The following is a 25,178-nucleotide window of genomic DNA, read 5'->3' as shown; positions in this document are numbered from 1 at the left end:
TGTGGCAACCAGCAGGCCGCACGCCGGCGGGGCCGCGCAGGACAGGGGCTTTAAAAACCGCGCCACTATCGTGGACAAGTGCGTCGCGGAGGCGGCCGGCGGAAGGCTAGCGGTCAAGACGCCGCTGGGGACCTTCGACGTCGAGCCGACCCCGTCCGACTTGCTCTCCCTAGCCGAGAAGCTCGCCGCCGTGTGCGGGGAGGACCAGCGCCGGCTGTACGACAAGCTCAGAGACGCCGCCTTGAGGCGAGGGCGGCCCGCCCCGCAGAACGGCCGCCGCGCTTGAGGCCGGCGTAGCCGAGACGCGCGCCGACCTCTCGCCGGACTGCCGCCCACACATCGGCGCGGCCTCCCAGCCGCCCCTCCCGCCCAGCGGGTCAAGAGCCGGCTCTCCACACCTTGTCCACACGGGCCGAAGCCCATCCCGGATACGCTAACTCGACCGCTCAACGCGCCAGAAGACCCATCAGCTTCTCCACCAGCTTCAGCACAGCCTCTCTATGTAGCTCAAACCCCTCTCTTCTCATGAAGTTGTGGTAGTAGTTGGCGTGGAGGCCTTCAGCCATTCTAAAACCAACTATCAACTCTCGGTCTTTCGTCTCCTCGTACAGCCTCTCTACCGCGACGGCGTAGTCTCGGTGGCTGTAGTGTTCCCAGCCTCGCTTCTCGGCTATGGCGTTTAGTAACGCCGTGACGGCGCCCCAGTACTTCTCGCCGGCCTGCGCCAGATCGCCCTTTCTGTAAAGCTCCTCCGCCTCCCTAAGATACTTCTCGTGAAGCGCCAAGTAGGCCTCGACCCGCTGAGGCGGGTCAAGCCTAGCCGCCACCAGCTCGACGAGGAACTCCTCGGGGTCGCGGCCCCCCGCCGCCTTTTTCACGATCTCCGCCACCTCGCGCGAGAGCTCCACATACGTAGTTGGAAACCGGCTTAAATGTCCACCGCCGCGTCCTCGAGACGCGACGTCCGCACTGCGAGGGGCCGTCCGCGCCGTCTCGGCCATAGGGGAAGCCCGTGGAGTCTCCGCCGGACGCGCCGTCGCCTCCCGGAGCCCGCACGGGGACCCAGCCGGCCCCGCCGGCGCACCAGCGCGCCCCTCACACGGCTACGCCCCAAATCTCCGCAACGGTACGCCTAAATGCGGCCGACAGCCCCCGCTGTTCCTCCTATGTTGCCGGTGGCGACGCGCTGGGACCCGCAGTTCGGGGCAGGTATGGGACCGGTCGGCGCGGCCTCGCCGATACGCCTCGCCGCTTCCCATCCGACGCGGGGCCGTAGAGGCTGGGGGCGTTACGCCTACTTATATCGGCTTAGAAACTCCTTCACAATATCGATTAATATCTGGACGTCCCCCCTAGCCGACTCCTCGTTGCGGTAGGGGCTTAAAACTCCCTCTCTATCCGGCCCGTTGTATTGATGTATTTGGAGGGCTAGAGACGTGGCGAGGACGGCCTCGCGGCCCAACAACTGCGAGAGCTCTTTCATCAAAGTGGTGGGGACTAAGGCGAGTATCCAATAGGCCTTTTTAACTCTCCTCCCCTCCTTAATCTCCACGGATCCTGGATAGAGCCGCTCCAGCTCGGCAACCTTGTCGGCAAGCATGGCGCCCATCAAGGCCTTCCACGCCTGGAACGCCTTGCCAGCCGCGTTTCTGACAAGGCCCTGTCGGAGAAACCTCTCAGCCAGCTCGGCCTCGTATTCAGCCTCCAGCATCCGCGTCTTTTTATACCCCTCTAAATCAAGCCACGGCTTTGACAACTCCACATATAAACATTACTTAGTGTTTAAAAGGCTAAAGGGCGGCGCCGCCGTTCCGTGGAGGCTCCGCCGTTTAGAGAGCTTGCCGACTATGGTGCGCGATGCACCCCTTGCGCTGGCAACCCAGCTCTATCTCCTCTGCCGCTCCTCAAGTCCGGCGAAGTTTACGCCTTGAGGATCCGGGAAGCTTCCGCGCCGCCAGTGCTGTGCAGCTCGGCGACACGCGCTCCACACACCTACGGCTCTAGCGTTGTCGACAAGGTACAGGGGTCTGGCCGCTTCGTGGCTGGCTAGGAGGAAACTCGAACTCCGCACTGTTAGCGCCTCAAGCTCTTGAAAAATTGCGGCAACTTCCCGTGAGGCGCGGCCTATATCTCTGCAGGCTAGACGTCCTCAAATATATATCTGTGTTGTGTCTGTACGTGGCGCGTCGTCTAGAGGGGGTGAGGTGGGGGGAGCTGGGGGCTCGGCTCGTCTTGTTGTTCGGCTCGGCGCTGAGGAGGGAGAACCCGCGCGACGTGGATTTAGTGGTCTTCGCCGACCCCGGCTCCGACGGCGACGAGATCGCCTTGAGGGTCATGGAGGCCGTGGAGGAGGCGGCCGGCGCCGAGGCGGACGTCTACGTCGTCGACGACCCCGGCGACGTGAACTGCTTCCTGCTGTACGAGGCCTTGAGGACGGGGGCTTTGCTGTACCAAGACGAGGTGGGGCGGGAGATGCTGGTGAGGGCCGTGGGGATTTGCTACGACTTCTTCCTATCCCGGGAGAAGCTCGGCTACACCGAGACGCTGCTCGGCAGGGTTGCGGGCGATGCTCCACGATAGGCTCATCGAGGTGGTGGCCCACGTCAAGCTACTAGACGAGGCGGTGGAGAGGGGAGCGGCGCTCGACGACGTCTTTGAGCTGTACGGCGTCCTCCACGCCCTGCAAATCCACGCACAAGCCGCCATAGACTACCTCCTGCACACTTGCTCTATTCTCGGGAGGTCTGTCGAGACGCCGTTGCGGTGCGTCGACGCGCTCCACAGAGAGGCCTCCTGGAGGAGGGAGACTGCGGAAAATATTCATACGCCATGAAGGCCGAAGGCACGGCGCTTGCCGAAGACCTAGAAACGCTCGCCACTGGGAAGAGAGTCGAAACTACCGCGTGGCTATTCAACCTTAGTAAATCTACTACTAAAAGAAGCCGGTAAAAACCAATAATAGCCAAAATCTATTTATTTACAGTGAGACAAATGCCCTATGAAGTGCCCCTACTGCGGCTCCGAAAACGTCGAGGCCGTCAAGAGCTGGGACATGCCGAAGATGGGCTACCGCGTCACGCACTACCGGTGCAGGGAATGCGGCGGCCTCTTCAACCACTACGTAGGCAGGGGAAGGGAGTTTACCCTAAGGGTAGGCCCTAGGAAGAAGGCCTCTTCCTAGCGTTGTACTTGTATTCAATGCCCCTAACTGTCTCCAGTACCCACTCCTTCTGGAACTGCACAAAGGGCGTGCACGAAAGCTCCACACACCTATCCCCCTCTACGTAGGCCGTGCATATTATGTAGCGGTCGGGATACCTTGAGGCAAAATCGATCTCGTTTGCAGTGAAGGAAAAGGGCTCTTCCCTCTTGCCTATCCACTTCCCCTTAATCTCAACAACGTACATCGTCCCGTCCTTTAACACAACCATGTCGAAAGGCCTAGGCCCGCTGTAGTAGTCATGCCTGACCACGTAGCCGTTATTTCTCAACCACTCCCTTACGCAGTTAACAGCCGCCTTCTCAGTCCGCTCGATATTCTTGCTCCGCCTCACCTCCGCCTCGACCCTCTCCTCAAACTCCTCCACAGCTACAGTCCCCACCCCCTCCACTCTAGCCCTCCTAATTCTCGCTAGCCTGTACTCAACGTCGTCCAGATGGAGCAAATCCCTCGTGTTGTCTAGGTACTTCTTCAAATCCATCCAGACATTCATGTGGACAAGCCTAGCAACCTCCTCCCGCTCGTCCTCCCTCACATCGCCAGACTCCACCTCGACTAAGTCCCAATCCACAGCGCCCTCCCTAAAAACTCCCTTCTTAATCTCGCGACTCCGGCTGAGCGGAGTCTCCAGACGCACCAGCACAGACTCTGTGTACACACGCTGCTTTGCGGAGAAGTACTCCACCTCGGCGAGGTAGTACCCGCCCCCAGGCTCGGGCCTCGTCTCATAGGGGTACCCCAGCTTGGCCTTGAGCCCGCTCTCCACCAGCGCCTTCGACTTCCACCTGACCTCCTCCTTAGCCTTCAGTATAGCCTCAATCCTCCGCCTGAGCTCTCTCACCCTCTCCCCGTCTGACAAGGCGGCGAGGACGTCGGCCTCCTCGATGTAGGCCGAGGAGCCGATCTCGATAATCTTCTGGAGCTGGTCTTCGGACAGCTCGTAAATCTCAAACTCGCCGTAGCTCTGGGGCGGAAGCGCCCTCAACGAGATGTTGTAAAGCTTCTCCAAGAGGTCTAGATACATGGCGTACTCGTCTCGTTCTCCGCCCGCGCTCAGCACCATGTCGACCACCAGCACGGAGTCGGCCTTCTGGCCGAAACGCCAAATCCTCCCAACCCTTTGCACATGCTTCGTGGGGCTCCACACCACCTCGTAGTTCACCACCACGTCGTACATCTGGAGGTTGACCCCTTCCGACATTATGTCGGTCGATATAAAGACCGCCGTATCGAAGGAGCTGGCCAGGAGGGAGGCCTCGACGTCGACGTCTATCTTCTCCCTGGCCTTGGCGGTCGCGTACATCACGCCGAGGTTGCCGCAGTCAGCCTTGGCGAATCCCTCGCCGGAATCCACGACTTTACACCCACCGGCAAGCGACTGGAAGAGGTACTCCGCCGTGGTCGCGTATTCCGTGAAGACCAAAACCTTCCTCCCCCTCCACATGCCCAACAGCTTCCTCAACGCGTCGAGCTTCCTGTCGGGGGCCTTGGCGAACCTCTGGGCCAGCTCCGCTAGCTCCTTCCATCCGGCCACGTTGCCTATACAGGCGTCCAGCTCTCCCTCCTCAAGGGTGGACAGGTCGCAAGGACCTCCGACGACTCTCCCCAGCGTCTTGAAGAACGACGCAGGGCTGGACATAGCGCGCTTCTCCACCACCACGCGGACGATGGGCTCCACGCTAGCGTTCCTGAGCTTGTACAACACGCTCAACAGAGCTTGCGACTCCTCCCTGGAGGCCCTCACTTGTACAACCCAATAATTGAGGCGAGGGAATATCCTACGCCCCTCGTACTCCTCTACGTCCTTCTTCTCTCTCCTTATGACGAGCCCGTCTACCAGAGACGTCAAGAAACGGTAGTCCTGTTCGTCGCCTGTATGCGGCGTTGCGGTGAGCAATAGACAGCCCCCAGCCGTTCTGCAGAGATGCGACAAGCTCATCCTCTGGGTATCTAGCCTGATTTTATGCGCCTCATCGATCACCACCAGATCCCAAGAGATGCGGTTGAGGGAGTTCAAGTAGTCGGGCATCTTCGCCCTATCCATCGTGATGAGGTAAACCCGATAGCCCAGAGGAAACTCAGGGTTCTCCACCACGTAGTGCTGGATATCAAATCTCTGCAACTCGCCGGCCCACTGACCCAATACGGCCCGCGGGACGATGACGAGGACGTGGTTAACCCGCCCCAGCTCCATAAACGCCTTAATTAGCAAGAGCGACTGTATGGTCTTCCCAAGCCCTACGTCGTCTGCTAGAAGAAGCCTCGGCCTAGGGAGCCAGAGGGCGTCGGAGACGAAATCTAGCTGGTGTTTGTAGAGCTCCTTGCCCGCCTGTCTGAGGATCTCTATCAGCGAGACCATTACGGCAAAACTCCCCGATAGGTCTTGGCGATTCTCGCGAAGGCGTCGACAATGCGGCGGCAGTTCCCGCCCTCCGACTTGCAGAGCCACAGTCTGTACAGAAAGGCGTCGGCCAGGAGAGACACCTCGTGTAGCCTAAGAGAGGCAGCGAGGATCTCGGCATCAGCCCGCGGCAAGCGGCCCCTACGCGCCAGGAGGTACACCAGAGCCCTCTCGAAGGGCAGTCTATCCCGGAACACCAGCGCTCCGTCGCTAACCTCCACGTGCTTCCCAAACTCCCAAGGCCACAGCTTCTTGAGGAAGTCGGACACCTCCTCCAGCGGCACCCCCACCTCGAACCTCCCCTCCTGCGCCACCACGACGACTCGCCCCCCACCCCTTCTCTTAATCAGCATATCTCCTCCACCTCCACGTCGAAGGAGTACTTGGCGCCCTTGAACTTCTGGGCCATGTCGCCGTCCACTTGTACTGGAGGCGTGAACTCGAATTTGACGTCGGCGGCAGGAGATAGGTACTCCAACGCGGCCAGCAACCTAATCGCGCGCTCTCGGATCTCTGGAGACGTTATGTTAAACGTGGCGTCGACGTTGATAATTAAGTCGCCCCCTGCCTGGGCCGCCTTCACGCTCAACCTCAGCGGAACACCTCTCTTTACAAAGTAATCAAGCAACCCGCGCGCATCCTTTACGTGAGTAACCGAGATTCCTCTGATGGCGTCGCCGACGTCGACAGAGTACTTAGTCCGCGGCCTTTTACACCGCCCCTTGATATTCACCGAGACGTTCCTCCTATCCCTAGTGCCGTCTCTAAACACAGCCTCGATCTGCATACTATAGATGCCTGGCTCCGATGGCAGGTCGACCTCAAACACGTGGACCTTTCCGGAGGCGCTTTCCTCCCTCTCCACGTCGCCTATCCGGTAAATCACAGTCAACAGATCGTCGCTCCCAACCACCTCCACCCTCACCCTAGAGCCGGGGTTACGCTCCACTACCGGCGTGGCCACCCCGTCGACCCTGACCTCAATAGCCCTCTCTCTGACCTCGACCTCCAGGCGGCCCTCCGAAAGGAAGGGCCACTCACCCCTAGACGACAATAAATCGTCCACGGCCCTCCTCACCTCCTCGCCGCTGGGCCGCCTATATACTATATAGTACCGGGTGGTGCTGGTGGAAAGGGACGCCAGCTGTTTCAGAAAGGCCTCAACGGCCCACTCCACGAGCTGGTCCCTCCACCTCAGCGGGGCGACCCCCACGTCCTTGTCGAGGGGCGGGATCTCGCAACCCGTCTTGGAAAGCCACTTAACCTCTCCGTCCACCTCGAACAGACAGCTACACCCGGCGCAGTAGCTCTTGACGGCCTCCAGGAACTCCTCGAACGAGACCGGCGCGGGCGGGAACTTCTCGTTGTTCAGGTATAGGCTCCAGAGATCTCCCAGCTTCTTAAAGCCGTCCCACTGGAGCTCGGCGAAGACCCGCTCCACAAGCCCCCTCAAAACGTCGGACCTCTGCCTAGCCACCTCGTTTAGGTACTCGTCGAGCCGCCTCGCCTCCGGCTCCGTGAAGCCCGCGACCACTCTCCTCAGCCATGTGTAGGACGCCGTCTTCAACACCGCGGAGGCCCGCTCCTTCCACCGCTCCACCCTACTCCTCAGCAACTGCTCCATCTCCCGCTTAATTCTCTCGTCCTCCATGGACAGAAGGTCTGGGAAGTAGTGGTACAGGTTGACAAGGACCTCGTCAACTGCCTTGTAGAGCTGGCCCAACGCCACGGCGGCCTCCTTCACGTTCTTAACATCCGCAAACCTCTCCAAAAGCCGCCCCGCGTCGGCAGGCACAGGCCCCGAGTCGTCCCGCCTCACGAAAAAGAGGTTGTTCCTCCGCCTACCCAGCCCAAACTCCATCAAGTCAACCGCCAGCGTGGACTTATCCGCGTCGTCCAGCGCCCTGGCCCACTCATCCCTATTGGTCAGAATCACCACCTTGCCAAAGGCCTTCTTCTGGCTGCTCACGCCCGAGACGTAGACGGCCGAGAAGAAGCGCGCGTTCTCCCTCAGAAGGGCGGCCAGCTGATCTGCGACTACGTCTATGCCGTCCTCGTAGGAGAATTTAAACATGGCCTCCCTAATGGCGTGGACCTCGTCGCCGATAAACCAATAGACGTACCTATCGCCCAGCCTCGCCACGTGGAGCCCCACATCGGTGGCCTTGGCGAGCACGTCCTTCACGTCCACCGGCCTGATGTCGAGGGCGTTGTAGCTACCCGCCACGAGGTTGTCCTCGGTGGGGTAGAGGGACTCGGCCGGCATAAGCCTAGCCAGAAACGTCGCAAGCAGGATGTGCCTCAGGACAGAAACTGCGGCCTTACCGCCAAGCCGGTCGACATCCTCCTTGTACAGCTTCACCAAGGTGGACCACTCGCCGGCCAGAGGCCCCCCGACGACGAGGATATCCTCGGGCTCCGGCAGGTGGGCAAAGGTCACGAGCTCCTCGGGAGACGCCTTGACGTAAGCCCTAGCCAGAGTGCGGAGAAGCTCCCTAGTCATCTGGACCTTGGTCCGCTCGGCCAGCGACTCGTCGGCGAGCCTCAACACGACGTCGAGAAAGACGGGGTTGAAGGGGTAGGCCTCCTCCAGCCTCTTCTCGAAATCCCTCAAGACTTCCTCCCGCACCACGTCCTTCAGCGGCGCTATGTCGACTCTCCGGGGCCGGAGGTCGGCCCAGCGCCTGAAGACAGCCGCTATGTTCTTAGCCGTATCCAAGCTGACCCTCACCACGTTCATCCTCTCCACGGCGCTCAGCGACTTGGAAGTCTCGAGAGCAGGTCCCCGGCCGCCCTCCGGGAAGAGGGAGTAGGACACGAAGAGATAGACGCCCTTGATCTCCCCGGCGACCTCCGCCAGCGTCTGGATCCACTGGACAAAGCCGGGCTCCTCCTCCAGGTACTGCGTCTCGTCGAAGAGCAACACGATAGGCGACGCGTCCCTCAACGCGGCCCGGAGCTCCTCCTTAGTGGCGAGAGACCTCAGCCTCCTCTCGAACTCCCCCAAGACGCGTCCGGCCCTAAAGACAGCCACATTGGGCACCTTCGCCAGAGTAGGCGTATAGAGCTCGATGCCGTAGTCCGCCAGATGCCGCGAGACGCACTCGCCGGAGCCCTTACACCGCCTATATAGGGCGATGATGTGGAGCACCAGGGCGAGGAAGTGAGACTTGCCGGCTCCCAGCAAGGCGGGAAGCGTATATATCTGCGACTCCCCCGCCGCCAGCTTCTTCAAGAAATCCTCAAGGTGCTGTCTAAACCCAGGCGTGACGTATGTAATCTTGAAGAAGGAGTCAGGGTCGCAGTAGACCTTGTGGGCCTCTTCCGGATTCCTCCCTAGAAATAACGCCCCGTAAACCTCATATATGTCGATGGCCGGACTTATCTTACCCTCGGCCAGCAACTTTACAAAAGACACATGTGGGATTCCCCAGATACTTAAAAGTACCTACCCCCACCACTCGGCGCCCAGGATAACCCTCGCTGTCTTCACATCGACGTCATCCTCGTCGAGGACCCCGGCCCTAGCCAGCTCCACAAGCGCCCTGGCCAGCGCCAAGGCCTCCTCCCTAACCTCCGGCGCACAGGCCACAGAGGTCTTAGCCAGGAGGTTTAGCTGTAGCTGGCGGAGGCAGTCCAGCGCCGGCCGCCCCCGCTGGGCCGAGTACACCCGCCGGATCTCGTCCACCGTGTCCCTCCGCGGCGCCAGGACCTCGAAGGCCTTACGCTTAGCCACCCTCGGCCCACCCACGTCGGCCTCCCTAATCAGCCCCAACTTGACGAGATCTACATGCGGCAGGCCGGTGGCCCGCTCCACGTGGGACAGGGTGTCGCTGTCCACATACCCCTTCTCGCTCTCCATGATGCGGAGGGCAAGGTACGCATGCGCCGCCGGGTCGGACAGCCTCACCCCGGCCTTCCTGAGGAGGGCCTCGAAGGCGATAGCCACAGCCTGCCTCATCAACCCCTCGGAGTCCAGCTCCAAGCCGCCGAGCGTAACCGGGCTGTGGGCCGTGAGGTACTCCAAAGCCGCCAAATAGGCGTAAACCCATGTCGTCATGCCGTTTTTCTTCTTCGACGTGCCGCTGGACACGACCTTCAACCTGCGGTCAACTCTCCTGGCCACCTCCTCTATTATCCTCTCCCTCTCGGCCGACAGGTCCAGAGGCCTCGGCCCAGACCTGCGCCTCCACGCAGAGACGTAGCCGCCCAGCACAGACGCCTTGCCCCTAGCCACGACGTTCTCCTCACTCTCGGTAGCCACTGGGTAGGCCGCCACCATCTCCAGCCCGTTCACACGCCAGAGGGCATCCACCAGGGCAACCCACGACTCCGGCTTCTTAGCCACGTAGTAAGTCACGAGGAGCCCATCCTCCTTCAAAAACCTAAGCACGTTCGCAAAAGCCTTAGCCAGCATGTCGCGGAAAGTCGTGTCGACCTTGAAGTACTCGCGGCGGCCCTCGCTCTCCGACACCTCCCTCACGGCGAATTGCTCCCACTGGGTCCTCACCTCCAGCCCGAGCTCGTCGAAAAAGGCCTCCGGGAGGAACCTCGGCCGAAGCGTCGTGCCGTCGCTATCGCTAAGCGCCCTCTTAAGCCACACAAAGTAGAAGTCGCTCAGCTCAGAGTAGGGCACATCATCTGCATAGGGCGGATCCGTGACTATGAGGTCGAATTTTTCGCCTCCTAGTCTATATAATTCAGAGGCATCGTCAAGAAGTACCTTAGCTTTAGAATTATCGCTACTTATTGTTATAAGATACGGAATGATTTTTTTATACAACTTATTGAGATTAGAAAGGAAGGTACCTGTGCCACTCATTTCAACAAATGGACTAACATCACCATAGTTCCACGACATAGCAATCCCACGCATTGATAATCCATGTGCTACCTGTGCCGGTAATTGCCCTCCGTAATTCCAGAAAGTGATGACAGCATTGTAGTCCGCATATCTTACCAGTGCTATTGATAGATAGACGACTGTCGCCTCTGAATAGTCTAACGCCTCTCCTTTACTCCATCCATCTTTGAGTTTCTCCTCCTCTATCTTTTTCCCAGCTTCGCGGATGAGCTTCACCAGCTTGGCCAAGGTAAGAAGCTGGCGTGAGTTGAAGAGCTTAAAGAATTTGTCGAAACCCCATAGCGTGATCCTAAAAGCACCTGCTGAACCCATTTGGTATGGCGCAAACACCTCTATAGGTGTGTCTGGATCTCCCCACATCTGTTTGAGTTTCTCGGCGGCTTGCCACAGCTTGTCTATGTCTTGTTGAGCCGCTGACTGGAACTGCAGGTCTCCGTCTTTGATGTATACCTTGGCAAGGAGTGTGGGCCTGGCGGGGGCGTTTTTAAGGTCCTCTAGAGCGATCTCGCCCCGTAGGTACTTTTCGTACAGCTCGTTCCACTGGCGGAGGGCCCACTTGACGTACCAGTCTCCGTCCCTCCTCCCGCCTTTTGTGATTTTGCCGTTGACCACCCTGTGGTTGATCTCGGCCCGGCAGTATAGGCACTGGGCGGTCTCATTTCTGGCGTCTATGTTTTTGGCGGGCACGGTGTAGCGCTGTCCCCGCCACTCCACCGAGCCGCCCTCCCCCTCTTCCTCCTTTGTCTGCACCTTGGCGTTGAGCTCGCCGCAGTTGATCCCGCCCTGCCTTCTACACTCATCGTTTAGGTCCATTATAGAGGCGCGGCCGCCTTCCCACTTCATCCAGGCGAGCCGCTTGTACTGTGTGCCGTCTTTGACCCTGGCGAGCCACCAGTTGCCCACCAAGGGGGTGTAGCGGCCGCAGACGGGGCACTTGACCTCCCAAGTGCCTATATAGACGTCGGCGTCGTAGAGCCCCGCCACGTCCGGGTCGTTTCGCAGTTGCTCCAGGACCCACCTGCCCCACCTCGCGACGTCGTATATGAGCATGGGCACCTTGTACCTGGCGGAGTCCGCCACCGCCTTCACGCCGTTGAACTTCTTCACCGCGTCCTCCAGGCCGAGCTCCTTCGCCTCTCTGCCGGCGACCTCCGCGGTGAGGCGGCCGAACTTCTTCGGGTACTCCAGCACCGCCTTGAGGAAGACGTAGGCAGTGGGCAGGAGCTCCACGGCCGCGGCGTCGGCGCCGAGCCTGGCCGCCTCCAGCGGGATGGAGCCGAACCCCGCGAAGGGATCGAGCACCTTCTTGCCCCTCAGCCTCTCCACGAGGCGCGGCGAGGGGTTGCAGTGGTGAACCGTCTTCCTCTCGTGGCGGCACGGGAAGAGGTCGTTCAGGAACTGCTCCGGGTTGCTGTAGGCGTCGGCGGGCAGCAGAGACGCGGCGATTATCGCCCTAGCCCCAGCCAGCGGCTTCCTAGTCCACCAAAACACCATCTCCCAATGCGGAGGCCTCCCCGGCCCCTTCTCAACCTCACTATATTCGTTAACGGCCTCAATCGGAATGCCCGACTCAAGTAGAGACGTCATAACTCTAAACTAATCACGTTACTTAAGAGTAGCGTAATGCGCGTGTAATCTGGATATATTAAACTAGACCTTTTATATTTACGTATATTTCTCATCATATGGTCAGGTTCCCCGGGAAGTCTCCTCCTCCAGTTAAAGGTACTTACAATAATAAAAACCGGCGCCGCGATACAAGAAAAATACTTGTTCCTCATGAATTGTTGGAAAAGGCGATAGATGGTTTGGACTGCCTGGAGTATCCGCATGAATGTGCGAAGAAAGTAGTCGCAGAGCTGAGGAGATCCGGAGGTAAGGCATACTATTTGAAGGAGAATCCGAAGATAATTCTTACCACGACAAGCGGTAATACCTCGTATAATCTGCAAGCCCTAGATGTAAAATCCTTAGATGAAGTATTAGGATTTGAATTTAAGCCAAGATTTATATTTGGTAATAAAGTGGAGACCGATATTCCATACGGTATTCTCGAAAACCCGCCTTACGAGTGCCCAGATGAAGTGCCCCGATTGGTTATTTTGTATGAAGATGAAGGGGTAGCTGGATCCATCAGCGAACTCCTATACAATGTCAAACCGTTTAATGAATTATTTGGACGTCCTGTGATGACTAGACTTAATTATGTAAAAAAGAAGGGGAGTTTAGAGGATGCGCTTAAACCTGGGAACGTTACGTTATTAGTTGCAAGTGAAAAGTACTTAAAAAGTCATTTAGATGAGATTACCCAGCTTAAGTTAAAAAGCTTTAAGCTAGTAAGGGGACGTTCTTTGTTGCAGATTATCAATTCAACAAAGTTTGCAAACTTAACTGATGAACAGAAACAGTTTTTCTCAGCGAATCTTGTAGCGGCTTTGTATTTTAAGGCTGGATGCGTCCCATATGGGGTTGTAGTGCCGAAATGCGAATTATGTAACGTGTTGCAAACGAGCCTGTACGTGGGGGTTGCATTAGCGAGGGGACCTAATGGCTATTACAAAGGGGTAGCTTTCCTGATGGAGGGGCTTGGCTCGGTGGTGAATTATGTCGATACCGATGAAATTCTAAAAGGTAGCAGTATGGAATTTGGAATAGATGAGGCAGAAAAATTCGGTAATAAAATAGGGGAAATGGTCATGGAATATAAGGAGAAGTTTGGAGAAGGTCCCGAAAATTTGTACGTTGTGAGAAGTAGAGCATTTGCCAGTGTAGAGGCTACCGAAATCAAGAAGAGAGTTGAACGGGAAATTGAAAGAAAGTTAAATTTAATCGAACGCTTCGTGTGGAAGAAGTTAAAAAAGGATAAGATTGTCTTCATGTCGCCTTATAAAACAAAATATAATATTGGAGACAACAGAGCAATACATGTGAAAAGTCTTTCTAATTACTCGAATCTTTGGTTAGTTCAGCCGCCTAGTTTTAGGCATGCTGTAAGAATTTCATACCATAACGGAAATTTAGACAAGAGGCTTCCAATATTAGCATACCTGTATTTAAGATGGCTTGATTTTACCAGCCTTACAATGAAGAGACGTTCAACAATTGCGCCAGTTACATATGCTAAAAGATATCTAAAATGGTTAACTTTACAAGATAAAATAAAGAAATGGAAATAAATTTGGTAAATATTTTTACATGGTTAAAGTTAATTTTAGAATTAGTAAATAATTACCTAAAATCTTTAGAGGTTGAATGTTGCGTTGATGCTATGAAGTACCTACGCCGCGGCCGTCGTGTCAAAAAGACACCAAAGTTAGAAGATGAGTGTTATAATCTTTACAAGGAATTAGAGAGACATATTCGACAAGATGTATTAGATGTTTATTTTAGCTATGTGATTCTAAATGAGCTAAGGTTATTAGCTAAATTTTTAAGTAAAAATATCGAGATCAATTTTAGAAATTTACTGAAAAACTTTGTTAATAACTATAAAATAAAATGTGGGCTCTGTCAGAGGTGTTCATCTCCGCAGGACTGCTTTCTAAAGTATATAGCATGTGAAGATTGGTGCACGAGGTGGAGAATTAAGAGGAAACTTATGCGTATTGCTACGAGGAAACACCCTGTGTCCGACTATGCTCTTTATTTCCTTAGAGGTTATGTTACGGACGATATCGAATTAAAATTACGTCAACTCTACTCCAAGTCCAATTTCTCATGCACTGAATCAAGATAATCGAAGCTATAATATGAATTATGTGTATGCCAGCTCCGTTTAGGGCCGCGTCTACGGGGTTGTCGGCGAGCCCGCTACCTCGATGCCAGCTTTGGCGGCTTCCGCGGCCATTAGTAGCTCTCTCTTCATGCCGCCCCTCACCTCTTCGCTCTGGACTAGCTTCTCCGCCTCCTGGGGGTGAGGTGTGGGACTACCCCCTCGCCTATGTAGAGCCCCTTCACATCGCTGAGGAGCAGGAGCTTCTGGGCTCTCACCGCCCTGGCCACGTCGAAGACTAGCCGATCTCCGTCCATGTTAGCAACTCTCCCCTCTCCGATACGGCTCTCTAAACCCTCACGTAACACATATGCAGAGAGCTGGAGGCGGCCGTTGTAACAACTTGGTCGAGATGGATGATGTTATATATAGACCCGCCTACCTCACGTGGCTGTTTCTGGCGACTTATTTGCGCCGTATAACGAGAAGAGGGCTAAGCGGTATCCTTTCCCCGCTGTGGTAGTCGGGCCGCCTCGTAGCGGCAAGACGTTCTTCATAAAAAACTACGGAGTGGAGGCCGAGGAGAAGATCGCCGTCGAGAAGAGCGAACTCGTTGAGGAGGAGGGTAGGGGGCCGTATAGGCTGATCTACTACATCCCATGGGACGACGCTGAGAGGTACGCCAGCAACGACGAGGTGAGGATGGCCGTCGAGCTAATCAAGCGGCATTTCGCGCCGGTGGAGTACCTCGGCGTTAAGTACATGCCGCCAGGCCTCGTGACCGAGGTTGCGAAGAGGATGAGGGAAGGCGGCGAGGAGGCCGCCGTGAAATTCCTAGAAGAGCAACGAGAGGCCTACGAAAAATTCTCATCGTTGCTGGCGCCAGATGTCTGGGATAGGGTGCGTGAAGTATTGAAGAGTGTCGGCGGCATCGCCTTGAGGGAGGCAGCGTCGTTTTTGATCGGCATGTTGAGCGTTGCCGACGCCTCTAAATTTCTAGATCTGGTGGCGGCCGTCATAAAGGTCTTCGGCAAAGACGAGATTAGGCGGTGGATAGAGCAGAGAGAGCGGTGGAGAGGCCTGCACGAAGATCTGCGGAGGGTGCTTGTGTGGAGAGCCGCCGAGAGGCTGAGGAGAGACGCTGATGAGGTGGAGGCGGCGCTGGACGCGCTGTACGGAATAGACGTGGCGAAGCTGGAGGAGGCGGTGAGGAAAATCGAGGAGAGGCTGGCCGAGCTGGAGGCCAGAGTCTCCAAGCTTGAGGCTAAGCTTGGGCCCCTCAACGTCGTCTACACCGAGCCGAAGGAGCTGGGCGTGGAGGAGAGAGGCGGCGTTCTGTACGTAATGGGCGCGCCGTACGTAGACCCAGCGCAGTACGGCCTAGCTCAAGCCGTGGAGGAGGTGAGGAGAAAGGTGTGGGAGGTGGTGGAAAGAGGGGGCATCCTGGCCATAGTCGGCCCTAGGGGAGTCGGCAAGTCCACGCTGGCCAGAGCCGTGCTAGGCGAAGTGTTGAGGAGGGCGGCGGTTAGGGGCGTCGTGGACGTGGGCAGGCTGGAGCTCGAAGATTTGCCAGAGGTGGTGGAGAGGGGAGGCCGTAGCTACGTCCTGTTCTACGACCCCTCGACGCCTAGATTCTACGAGCTGGGCGGTCTTGGGGAGCCTCTGGAGAGGCCTAGACCCGACGCCGCCAACGTGGTGGCTGAACTCGTCAACTCGACGTACCGCAGGGGGTGGCACGTACCGTCGGTGGTTTTGGTACTGCCGACGGACGTCTACAACGCGTTGAGTGAAGAGGTGAAAAGGTACATAGTCCCCGTCGCCCTTGATTTAAGGAGCGTGGATTTCCTCGCCGAGGTGGTGCGTCGGCATTCTGGCTGCCAGCTTGAGGGAGAGAGGCTGAGGGCCCTGGCCGGGGAGATTGCCAAATTCGACGAGGGCTACACCCTAATCGCAAAGCTAGTAGGCGAGGAGTTGAGCAGGCGGGGTTGTCAGCTTGAAAAGGTGGAGGAGATGGCGAGAGCGGCCGAGGGAAAGGCCCTTAGGTTTATGCTTATCTACGTCAACAACATGCTGAGAGTTAGGTGGAGGGATCGCTCCGGCACGTATGAAGACGAGAATGCGGCCGAGATCTTTTCACAAATTCTAGCGGCGAGAGCTCTCCACCGCCGAGGCCTAGGCCCGGGGGACACGGTTGCGCCGCCGCTTCTCTTGGAGAGGTGGGCTAGGTGGAGGTGCGCCAAGCTGTTCAAAAACGAGAGGTGTCCCAGAGAGCTCCCGCCCAAGGAGACGTACAGCTGGCTCTCCCGCAGACAGCACGACTTAGTAGAAGTTGCGTTGACCCTTGTCGCGTATGCAGATCTGTTAGAAAAAGTGGGTATAGAAGATATCCATAAAGTGTTTGAGGACGCAGGGGAGGAGTTGGGAGTTTGGAGAAAGGTGAAGACGGGCCCCTACACAGCCTTCCACTTTCTTGAGGAATACGGCGCCGATTTAGAAAAGGAGTGGGAAGGGGCGTCCTGCCTAGAGAAATTTGCGTTAATGCTCGGCTCCGCCGTCTCTGGCTATCCATACAAGCCAGTTGCCGAGGCGGCGGAGAGGGCTGGAGAGGACGTGAGAGACGTCGCCGAGAGGATAGGGAGGGGGTGTGTGATAGACGACTACCTGCTGGCCGACGGCGAGCTGACGCCGCTCACCCGCGCACTTTTATTGACAATGGCTGTAGTGGGCAGGTTGCCGAAGCCCTTCGCCAGCCAACACGGCAGAGAGCTGGAGGAGGTGGAGAAGCTGGTAGAGACGTGGAGGAGGAGAGGTTACGTCGTACTGTGGGAGGCTGTCTACAGTCTCGGCTTGGCAGTGGTGGCGGCGAGGTCGGGGGCGTCGAGTGGAGAGGCGGCTGTAAAGGCGCTGGAGGCGGCACGTTGGGCTGTGCAAAAGGCGGCGTCTCCGGACGCAGTTGGTATTATTCTCGACGTGCTTTCGCCGCTGAGGGAACATGCGCCTGATTGGTGGGCCGCCGTGATCTTCGCCGCGGCTACGCCTGCTGTGGTTGGGCAACCGGAACTGGCCAAGCGTATTTTAGAAGAGGTTAAGTGGGCCAAGGAGCGGGTGGGGGAGGAGTGGGCGAAGGCGTTGCTCGCCGTTGCCTACGCAACGGTGCCTACTAAGCATGCCGGGGTTGAGGAGTTACGTGGAGATGTATGCCGGCTTCTAGGCGGTGTTCAAGACCCTGATGTGAGAACTCTGGCGGAGGTCTACACGCTAATGCGCCTCGCCGAGGGGGGCCTCCCGCCTTGCGGCGTCGACCTATGCACGGGAGAGGCGAGGGAGGGTTGCGTAGAGTCCTTAGAGAAGGCGTTTGAAAAGAAGAAAGAAGAGTTGTTAGAAAAACTGGCGGAGTTGCGGAAGAAAGCTGAGAAAGGCGAGCTGAGCCCAGAACTGGAGAAATACCTAGCCGTCAAATCTCTAGCGAGGCCGCCGGAGGCGCTTCAGATAGAGCTGTCGGAGGCAGAGCCCGCGCTGTACCACAGCCTCGCGAAGGCCAAGCTAGACGCCGGCAGGCTAGATGAGGCTGAGAAATACTTCGCCAAGGCAGCTGAGCTCTACAAAGAGCTGGGTCATTGGGCAAACTACTTAGCCGCCTCTTCTCTGGTCGCTAGAGTCGGCGTGTTAAAGGCTGGCGACTTCGGCGGGGTTGTCAAAGCCGCAGAGGCTTTTGAAAAACTGTGGAGAAGAGTGGAGGAGCGTTGGGAGCCGACGACAGACATGATATACGCTGCCTCTGGCGCATTGGCTGAGTATCTTGTTTATCTGGCGGCTTCTGGCAGAGTAGAAGAGGCGGCTGGAGTGTTGAGAGAATACGCCTGGTTACCGAGATACGAAAGCCCGCACGTGGCCACCGTCTACATGTTGAGGTTGCTCGGCGTTGCGGCGGAGGCGCCAGACGCCGACGAGCTGTTGGAGGCGCTGGAGGGCCACATCGATCCGCTTCTCAAGCCAGCTCTGGAGGCTTCGCTGGGCCTTCCGCTAGGGCCCGGAGATGCGGCGTTGCAGTGTGAGAAAGCCGCTGAGGAGCTTCTCAATTCGTCCACGCACGCGACTGAAGAAAGGGAGCTATCTCAACAGTATCTCGAGTTTTGTCTCGTCGCCTACGAAGCCGTCATGGGCGACGTTGAGGCGTTTAACCGAATACGTGGAGGTATAAAAGAGCTGTATGAGGAAAAATCAGAGCTCTTCTCTGTACTGGACCGGTTTGACGCTGGGGGGCTGGTGCAGGTTTTGGCGCCTATAAACTCACTTAGCCAGCTTATTCTTCTGCTTAAGGCTCTCGACGAGGCTAGGCGCGTTGAAGGCAAAGAGCGGGAGAAATACCTCGAGCTGGCGCGGGCACACGCGCTGGCAGGCAAATACGACACTAAGGAGATTATAGCCGGAACACTTTTCGGCGGGGTTGCCGATGCGGTTGAGAAATGCGGCGGCCAAGTGGATAACTGTAGCGAATTAAAGCTAGCGTTGCTCAAGCTCTACTACCTCCAAATCTAGTCGGCCGAGACGGGTGAACAGCCGGCGGAGGTGTCTTGAGACTACGTTGCGCTATCGCGGCCTATAGGCCTTCCGCCTCGCTGAGCAGAGCTACACTCTGGCCGGCCACCTCTCCAGCCCCCGCCAGCTTGACGACCCTCTCGGCGGCTCTCCTAGCTCGCCGTACACCTCCCGCCCGTCTTTCCGCAAGCCTCGGCCGTATAGGGCTAGAGTTTGCCTTCCTCCCATTAACTAGTACTGTCAAAACGTAGGATATATATCACAATATCCCTATAGTTTAAACCCTTATATTTATTATCAATTATCATTAGAAAAATAATTTTGAACATTCCATCTACCCCATCGGAATTCTAAGTTACTTAAGGCTTCTAGTCTCCAATAAAGCGTGGCGGTAGTCCTATCGTTTCGGCTCTTACCACAGCTAAGTCTATTAGTGATAATATCTAATGATGATAAAGTTATCTTATTTTTTATTTAATTGTTTTCACCACCTAGCTCAGTCATGCATTTTGAGTTGGAATGAAACAGAAAACTTTATATTTCTAGTTTTTAGTTATTTATTTAATGTATTGTCAGGACATTAATCAGAGCATTAATGTTCCTGGTCAGTATGCTAATCAGGGTGATGTTGAGGAGGTGATGAGAATTAGGCTCCAGATGTTGAGCGACGCCTATGTGCGTAGCATGATTAATGGCATATTAGACCTCCTTCGATACCACATATTTATTGAACCAACACAGTTTATTCTCGAACTCCTCCAGAACGCTGAGGATACCTGCGCAAAAGCGTTTAAGATCGAAATTAATAATGAAGGTAAAATTATCATCGAGCATGATGGAACACCATTCACAAAAGATGATATTAAGAGCATCTCAAGCATAGCATTATCATCCAAGAAGCCCGAGTTGGGCCATAAGGGTTACCTAGGTATTGGTTTTAAGTCGGTATTCCAAGTCGCTAACAGGGTAGACATCTACTCCAAGCCAAAGGATGAGACTAAGCCCAGTCTCGCATTCACGTTCTGCGAGCATTGCTGGGATGACAAGATCGATGTTCTACGTGAATATGGATTGAGCATTGACGATATTAAGGGTGGCGGTTGGATGGTTACCCCATTACCCATAGAGCTTGCGGCTGACATGAAAGGGGAAAGCACTACACGCTTTATAATTCACTTACGTGATGCGAGGATCGCTAAAGACATCGAGAGGATGTTGATGGAGGAGATTAAGCCGACGATATTCATGTTTCTAACAAACATTAAGGAGGTAAAAGTGAAGTATAGGGATAGGGCGAGGATACTAAGGTGGAGGATCTTAAGGGCGTTTGAGCGTGATGGCATTACGGTAATGAGGGTTTGGGCTTCCGATGAAATAGATGGGAGGCCTCCTATGAATTACGCTTTCCAGGTATTCAGACATGAGGTTGATGTGCCTAAGGAGGTTCGTGAGGATGAGATTACGAGGAAAGCTCGAAGAAACAACGCCAGAAAGAGAGAAGTAGCGATAGCATTCCAAGTGGATGAGGCAAAGTCGTCTTTGGTACCTGTTGAGGCCGGTCTTCAATTCCTATACAGCTTCCTACCCCTCACCGAGGTTAGGACTGGCCTTAAATTCCTCATTCACGGCGACTTTATAGTTCAAGCGGGTAGGAGGACTCTAAATCCTGAGGCTAAATGGAATGAGTGGATGGTGAGGGAGATAGCGAATTTACTTAATAGGGCTATTGATTACTTGGCTGAGGAGTATGCAGGGAGTTACCTAAACGTGATCGAGTACGAGCGCCGCATCCTAGAACCTGCAATGGACAGGTTACTTACGCCAATATATGAAGTTCTAGGTAAAAAGAAAAGCAATCCTATTGCCAAGTGCATATCCTGTGGCAGGCTCGTCCATGTGGATGAGGCCGTGGCGTTAACGAGATGCGCCGAGGAGTTCGTTAAGTCTTACGGAAATTTTGAAGAGCTGGAGAAGAGGATTGGCAAGCACATAATTAGTAGTGAGGATGATAGAAGGCTTCATCAACACGGTATTTATGTTAAATCCATTAAATGCGAGGATCTGGTAAACATAAATTATGTAAGTACTGATGACCTTCCAAAACTCTATAGGGTAGCGTATAAGTTGTGGGAGGGTTTCGAGAGGGTAACTGTTAAGGTAAAGGCATTAGATGGCAGTGTCAAGGCGGCGTCTGAAGTTAGGTATGTTCCTAATAAGTTAAGGAGTATTGTTGAGACGCTTAGAGATAAAGTGCCGAGTGTATTTGAGAAGATCAAGGGCTACTTAATTCATGATGAGTTCATGAATCAGCTTGGTAGCTCAGATGATGAACGTGTCGAGGTATTGAAACGGCTGGGCGTGAAGGAATTCACATGCGGCAATGCGCTCGATAAAGACCTCCTATTAGCGATAAAAGATACTAGTTTGGAAGCCTTGATACAGTACATAATATTAATTTACAAGAATTGCGGAACCGAGGTTCCTGGAGAGAATAGGTTTGTCGTTAGTAGTAGGGGCGAGCTCCTAAGGGCTCGGGAAACCCATTACTCGGAATTTCCTCTAGAGGTGGTGAATTTGCTGAATGATCAAAGGCTCGGTAAGTACATTAGAAAGTACTTAGATCAATTAAAGATTATTCATGAGGATTTAAGGAAGGGGTTAGGCGATGAGTTATTGGAAAAATTAGGCGTGAGAAGGATTGAATATTGTGATATTCTGAATGAGCTTTTCAACAAAGTATTGCTCACTAGGGATAAGGTGCCTGACCCGGATGAGGTTGTTGCATTGACGACCTTAGTCATAAAGAATTACAATAAGTGTCTAGGCCCGTTGATGAGCGATATTTGGGTTTTAGCAATGGATGGTAGTGTTAGGAAGTCGAGTAAGGTGTATTGGCCAACGCAGGATTGCTTATTTGATGAGCTACGAGATAAATTCATAGACATAAGTAGGTATCCATACTGCAATGAAGATATGAAGCTTTGCGAAGATTTCTTTAGAAAATTTACATTAATAGGTTATCATGGTTATGAATCCCTCGTTGAAGACGTGATAAAGCTCATGGAGAGAAGTGATATATCTCGTGAACGATTAATTAAATTAACATGTTGTCTTAAACGTATTTATGAGAAATCTCCAAGCGTGGTGAGGAAGTATAGAGATCATATCTTAGTGTTAAGAGATGATGGCCAAATTGGGAGGGCAACATCATGCTATATGCATGATGATTACGAACCAGCGCAAAAGTGGTATAGGTGGAAGGCTAGTGGCTTTACTAATATTGGTCCCTTTATTAGCAATGAATACTTAAGTATTTGCGGTACAAGGGAGGATTGGAGGAAGTTTTTCCAGGGAATTGGCGTGAGAGAGGAGGTAATAAGCAACGAGGTTATTGCCTCGTTTGCGTTATGGTACGTTGAGAATAAGTTAAGGAGTGCGGGTTTCGAGGTTTATAGGACGTGCGAGGGATGCGATATTAGGGCTGTAAAGGGCAGTGATGAGTACTTCATAGAGGTTAAGGGTAGGTCAGGTGAGGCGGGCATTGAGTTGACGAGAAACGAGTTTGAAGCAATCCAGAGATATGGTAATAAGTATTGGCTTATTGTCGTAATGGGCATACCGAACAATGTTAAAGTCTACGTGATTGAGAAGCCCCATGAACTCATTAAGGAGGAGCTCCCATCAACAATAGGCATAAGGCCCCAATTAATAATTAGACATGGAAAGGACCTCGAAGAAATCCTAAGGCAGATAAAGCAGTGAATGCCAAGAGGACATAGGGTTTGGCTTGAGAATGATGGGTTAGTGCGTAGAGGAATACCAGGTTTATAGGCTAGCTAGTTAGAAGATGGAGCCCCGGCCGGGACGCTCGGGGACGACCCTTTCGAACCCGGGACCTCTCGCTTACCAAGCGAGCGCTCCAACCAGGCTGAGCTACCGGGGCCCCCAACGGCATAAGATAGCCGAGTATTAATTTTTTAGCCTTCTGGCATATCGGCGTCTGGAGGCCGGCCTCGGCGATGTGGACGGTTACCGAGAGCCGGCGCCTCCCGCGCGGCCTCTCTCGACGCGGCGCCTCGCGGCCGTCCTCGGCTTGGCGCCTCCGCGGCCCGCCCACACAGAGGATCTCCTAAGGTGGGCCGTCCCCGGTCTCGGCCTGCGCGTTTCCGCCGCTGGCCTCTGCACACAGCCCCAGCGCTCTGCAGACGGGCCCAAGCCTCGTCAAGGCCTCCAGAGCGCCGCCGGTGAGGCGTATCTGTTTGGGCTTTTTCCTTTCTCTGAGCAGTTTCCACTTCTCTATTCCCAAGCCTTCAGCAAGGCGGCCGTCCTTATGTAGTCCGCCTCCCGCCCGCCCTCAACGTAGTGGCTTGCGAGTCGCTTAAGACGAGGTTCCAGGGCGATCAGCTGATAGAGGCGCTTTGTGAAAAGAAGGCTCTTGACTTCTACATTGTATTTTTATTCTCCTCGCATCTCAGACCGTGTACACATTGGTGATCTACCTTAAGAAGAGGAGTGCGACTGTTGTCGCGTATCTGCCGACTCCTAATGGACGGCCTCTGGCGGCTAAGGTCGCCAGGTCGGCGGCCGAGGATTTGATCGCCGGCGCGGCTGTCAGAAAGAGGTGGAGGGTGGGGGACGCCGAGGCTGTCAGCGCGAGGGTGAGGGGCCGCGCCTTGGTGAGGGCCGTCCAGCTCTTCGGTTGCCATGCGCTGGACGTGGCCGGGCTCGACGAGGAGATTAGGAGGGCGTATAGGCAGGCCGAGGACTTGATAAGGGCGGCCGCGTTGAGGAAGGGCGTGCCTGAGGAGGTTGTCGACAGCTATATACGGGCCTGGCTGAAGGCCGATGGGGGCAGGCTTCCTCCGGACGATCCCGACGCCAAGGCTGTGGCGAGCGGGTTCCCCGCGGCGGTTGTGTGGGCGTACGGAGGCTATTTGGTCCACTCGCCTCCCTGGTGTTGAGGCGCATGCGTTGCCCGCCGCCCTACAGCATATCTGGCCTCCTGCAGTACGAGCAGTTCGTGAACCAGTTCGGCAAGCTGGTGACCGACGTCTACAACGCGGTCTCCGCGTATATGGAGGAGGACCAGCTCTCCTTGGTCGTGGTGGCGGCTCCGCCGGGTAGCGGCAAGACGTACCTCCTCTACCAGCTCGCGTCGGAGTACGGCAGGCGGTGGCCCGCCATACTGGAACAGATGCAGGGCGATCCCCAGAAGGCGTCTGAGTTCGCCGGACAGCTCGAGTACAAGCTCGGCTCGGCTGTACAAAAGTGGATGCACGACGTGTTGGGGAGAGACGTCGGGTGTAAGGACCCCATCTGCGTCCTCTACGTCCTCCAGGCCGCGGCTGTGGCGTTGGAGAGGCAGATACACTTGTTGGTCCTCTTGGACGAGTATCCGCTGGACTCTCTGGGCAACAACAGCAGGTTGGCCAAAGATACTGAGATCATGCTTAAGAGGCTCGCCGAAATGCCGGGGTTCGTAACCCACGTAGTAATAACGGCGCATTACCAGGGAGACTGGAACTCGTTCTTGAGCCGCGTGGGGCGCGGAGCGCTCGAGAAGTACCACGTCGTGAGGTGGTTTGACAGAATTGCGCTGGCGCCCGGCTTCGAGAAAGATGCCGAGGAGTTCGTCAAGAGGCTGGCTTGCGGAGTCCAGCTCGACCGCTTCGTGGCGCAGACCGGCGTCGAGATGCTGAGAGGCGGCTCCAACTTCAGGCAAGTGATAGCGTTTGTGTTCGGGGCATCCGAAGGGGCGAAGAAGCGGACGACCGACTTACAAATCGAGCGGGAGCTACACGACGCCGTGGTGGGCGCTATTCGGAGCAACGTGAAGGAGGGGAGGTACCAGGGGCTTAGCAGACCGGACGTGTACACAGACGACGGGAAGTGTATAGAGGTGAAGGTGAGGGCCGATGCGGGAGGGATCAACGTCCTCCAACACGCCGGCTGTGATACAGTATATGTCACGATATCCCCGGAGCCCGTAGGCGTCAAGAACGAGGTACACGTAAGGGCCGACGTGCACCAGCTCGTGCAAGGTCTCGCGCATCTCAGGAACCACGGAGACGACGTCTACCGCAAGGCGTTGAACATAATGGCCAAGGCCATCGCGGCGGAAGTCCTCCAGAAGATCGGCCTGAAGAAACCCGAGCCCAAACAGCCGGCGTTCTGCGAAAAGCTACGGGAGATCTTCAGAGAGAAGCCGAGGCCTACCAGAAGCGAGCTCGTAAGATCCGCGGCTTTCAAGGCCATCGTCAGGGAGATCTTGGCGGGAGTCGACGAGGCTTGCGTCAAAGCCGTTAGGGCGGACTGCGTCGACGCCTTTGCGGAGAGGACCGAGAAGTTATACGGCAGGTCTGCGGTGAGGGTGAGGGGCTCGACCGTCGAGCTAGGCGATCTGTGCAGAGAGGGCCGGACGGCGCAACTGTTGTCCGGCTAG

General features: G+C 55.5%; 17 protein-coding genes, 1 tRNA gene and 1 pseudogene. 9 read left to right on the top strand and 10 right to left on the bottom strand.

Annotated elements, in window-relative coordinates; genetic code table 11:
• The first annotated feature begins 1 nt into the window (after position 1).
• A complete protein-coding gene (locus tag TUZN_RS08305; protein WP_148678631.1) occupies positions 2–286 on the top strand; it encodes a hypothetical protein in 285 nt (94 codons plus the stop codon).
• Between the two features lie 160 nt (positions 287–446).
• On the opposite strand, the gene TUZN_RS08300 is transcribed toward TUZN_RS08305, so the two are convergent.
• Positions 447–908, bottom strand: coding sequence for a PaREP1 family protein (locus TUZN_RS08300; RefSeq protein WP_013680514.1), 462 nt, complete (start codon positions 906–908; stop codon positions 447–449).
• Positions 909–1,294: 386 nt separating this feature from the next.
• Positions 1,295–1,762 carry a PaREP1 family protein gene (locus tag TUZN_RS08295; protein ID WP_237698213.1) on the bottom strand — a complete coding sequence of 156 codons (468 nt, stop codon included), beginning with the start codon at positions 1,760–1,762 and terminating at the stop codon, positions 1,295–1,297.
• A 350-nt stretch (positions 1,763–2,112) separates the two neighbouring features.
• Here TUZN_RS08295 and TUZN_RS08290 point away from each other — a divergent pair, with 350 nt between their 5' ends.
• The 3 genes from TUZN_RS08290 to TUZN_RS08280 all read left to right on the top strand — a co-directional run bounded on the left by TUZN_RS08290 (position 2,113) and on the right by TUZN_RS08280 (position 3,181).
• Complete coding sequence (locus tag TUZN_RS08290; protein ID WP_013680513.1) at positions 2,113–2,580, top strand: hypothetical protein; 468 nt, start codon at positions 2,113–2,115, stop codon at positions 2,578–2,580.
• Entirely contained in the window at positions 2,567–2,833 is a 267-nt protein-coding gene (locus TUZN_RS08285; protein ID WP_013680512.1) for a ribonuclease HepT family protein, read from the top strand. Before TUZN_RS08290 ends, TUZN_RS08285 begins: the two co-directional genes overlap by 14 nt.
• A gap of 165 nt (positions 2,834–2,998) precedes the next feature.
• A complete protein-coding gene (locus tag TUZN_RS08280) occupies positions 2,999–3,181 on the top strand; it encodes a hypothetical protein (protein ID WP_013680511.1) in 183 nt (60 codons plus the stop codon).
• Here the strand turns inward: TUZN_RS08280 and TUZN_RS08275 are convergent.
• From TUZN_RS08275 to TUZN_RS08260, 4 genes are read right to left on the bottom strand one after another with little or no spacing between them, the layout of a single operon-like run.
• Entirely contained in the window at positions 3,159–5,579 is a 2,421-nt protein-coding gene (locus TUZN_RS08275) for an SNF2-related protein (RefSeq protein WP_013680510.1), read from the bottom strand. The genes TUZN_RS08280 and TUZN_RS08275 overlap by 23 nt on opposite strands.
• On the bottom strand, positions 5,579–5,974 hold the full coding sequence (locus TUZN_RS08270) for a hypothetical protein (protein WP_052886195.1): 396 nt from the start codon (positions 5,972–5,974) through the stop codon (positions 5,579–5,581). The genes TUZN_RS08275 and TUZN_RS08270 overlap by 1 nt, the downstream gene beginning before the upstream one ends.
• The gene (locus TUZN_RS08265) at positions 5,968–9,039 is read right to left on the bottom strand and encodes a DUF499 domain-containing protein (RefSeq protein WP_013680508.1); all 3,072 of its coding nucleotides are present in this window, start codon (positions 9,037–9,039) and stop codon (positions 5,968–5,970) included. The genes TUZN_RS08270 and TUZN_RS08265 overlap by 7 nt, the downstream gene beginning before the upstream one ends.
• Before the next feature lie 30 nt (positions 9,040–9,069).
• Positions 9,070–12,072: a DUF1156 domain-containing protein gene (locus TUZN_RS08260; RefSeq protein ID WP_013680507.1), complete on the bottom strand. Its 3,003-nt coding sequence runs from the start codon at positions 12,070–12,072 to the stop codon at positions 9,070–9,072.
• A gap of 98 nt (positions 12,073–12,170) precedes the next feature.
• Here TUZN_RS08260 and TUZN_RS08255 point away from each other — a divergent pair, with 98 nt between their 5' ends.
• Positions 12,171–13,661 (top strand): argonaute/piwi family protein, encoded by a 1,491-nt coding sequence (locus TUZN_RS08255; protein WP_013680506.1) that lies wholly within the window; start codon positions 12,171–12,173, stop codon positions 13,659–13,661.
• A gap of 579 nt (positions 13,662–14,240) precedes the next feature.
• On the opposite strand, the pseudogene TUZN_RS08250 reads toward TUZN_RS08255, so the two are convergent.
• Positions 14,241–14,543 (bottom strand): annotated as a pseudogene (locus TUZN_RS08250) (amino acid kinase family protein); the annotation flags it as partial.
• A 101-nt stretch (positions 14,544–14,644) separates the two neighbouring features.
• On the opposite strand from TUZN_RS08250, the gene TUZN_RS08245 reads away from it, so the two are divergent.
• Entirely contained in the window at positions 14,645–18,736 is a 4,092-nt protein-coding gene (locus TUZN_RS08245) for an ATP-binding protein (protein ID WP_013680503.1), read from the top strand.
• Between the two features lie 90 nt (positions 18,737–18,826).
• Here TUZN_RS08245 and TUZN_RS11250 read toward each other — a convergent pair whose 3' ends face one another.
• On the bottom strand, positions 18,827–18,964 hold the full coding sequence (locus TUZN_RS11250; RefSeq protein ID WP_158305070.1) for a hypothetical protein: 138 nt from the start codon (positions 18,962–18,964) through the stop codon (positions 18,827–18,829).
• A gap of 336 nt (positions 18,965–19,300) precedes the next feature.
• Between TUZN_RS11250 and TUZN_RS08240 the strand changes: the two genes are divergently transcribed.
• Positions 19,301–22,498, top strand: a complete 3,198-nt coding sequence (locus tag TUZN_RS08240; RefSeq protein ID WP_052886193.1) for a protein NO VEIN domain-containing protein — start codon at positions 19,301–19,303, stop codon at positions 22,496–22,498.
• Positions 22,499–22,584: 86 nt separating this feature from the next.
• Here TUZN_RS08240 and TUZN_RS08235 read toward each other — a convergent pair.
• Positions 22,585–22,679: transfer RNA gene (locus TUZN_RS08235), tRNA-Thr, on the bottom strand.
• A gap of 186 nt (positions 22,680–22,865) precedes the next feature.
• Positions 22,866–23,042 carry a hypothetical protein gene (locus tag TUZN_RS11085; RefSeq protein WP_013680501.1) on the bottom strand — a complete coding sequence of 59 codons (177 nt, stop codon included), beginning with the start codon at positions 23,040–23,042 and terminating at the stop codon, positions 22,866–22,868.
• A 172-nt stretch (positions 23,043–23,214) separates the two neighbouring features.
• On the opposite strand from TUZN_RS11085, the gene TUZN_RS08230 reads away from it, so the two are divergent.
• On the top strand, positions 23,215–23,697 hold the full coding sequence (locus tag TUZN_RS08230; protein ID WP_013680500.1) for a hypothetical protein: 483 nt from the start codon (positions 23,215–23,217) through the stop codon (positions 23,695–23,697).
• Positions 23,691–25,178, top strand: coding sequence for a hypothetical protein (locus tag TUZN_RS08225; RefSeq protein ID WP_013680499.1), 1,488 nt, complete (start codon positions 23,691–23,693; stop codon positions 25,176–25,178). The genes TUZN_RS08230 and TUZN_RS08225 overlap by 7 nt, the downstream gene beginning before the upstream one ends.

The organism is Thermoproteus uzoniensis 768-20 (assembly GCF_000193375.1).
Lineage (GTDB): Archaea > Thermoproteota > Thermoprotei > Thermoproteales > Thermoproteaceae > Thermoproteus > Thermoproteus uzoniensis_A.
This window is presented reverse-complemented; position numbering and strand designations above follow the sequence as displayed.

Excerpts from the sequence above, each read along its gene's own strand:
- TUZN_RS08285 (WP_013680512.1), top strand. The coding sequence starts at position 2,567 with ATGCTCCACGATAGGCTCATCGAGGTGGTGGCCCACGTCAAGCTACTA.
- TUZN_RS08280 (WP_013680511.1), top strand. The coding sequence starts at position 2,999 with ATGAAGTGCCCCTACTGCGGCTCCGAAAACGTCGAGGCCGTCAAGAGC.
- TUZN_RS08275 (WP_013680510.1), bottom strand. The coding sequence starts at position 5,579 with ATGGTCTCGCTGATAGAGATCCTCAGACAGGCGGGCAAGGAGCTCTAC.
- TUZN_RS08270 (WP_052886195.1), bottom strand. The coding sequence starts at position 5,974 with ATGCTGATTAAGAGAAGGGGTGGGGGGCGAGTCGTCGTGGTGGCGCAG.
- TUZN_RS08260 (WP_013680507.1), bottom strand. The coding sequence starts at position 12,072 with ATGACGTCTCTACTTGAGTCGGGCATTCCGATTGAGGCCGTTAACGAA.
- TUZN_RS08255 (WP_013680506.1), top strand. The coding sequence starts at position 12,171 with ATGGTCAGGTTCCCCGGGAAGTCTCCTCCTCCAGTTAAAGGTACTTAC.
- TUZN_RS11250 (WP_158305070.1), bottom strand. The coding sequence starts at position 18,964 with ATGGGAGGAAGGCAAACTCTAGCCCTATACGGCCGAGGCTTGCGGAAA.
- TUZN_RS08240 (WP_052886193.1), top strand. The coding sequence starts at position 19,301 with ATGTATTGTCAGGACATTAATCAGAGCATTAATGTTCCTGGTCAGTAT.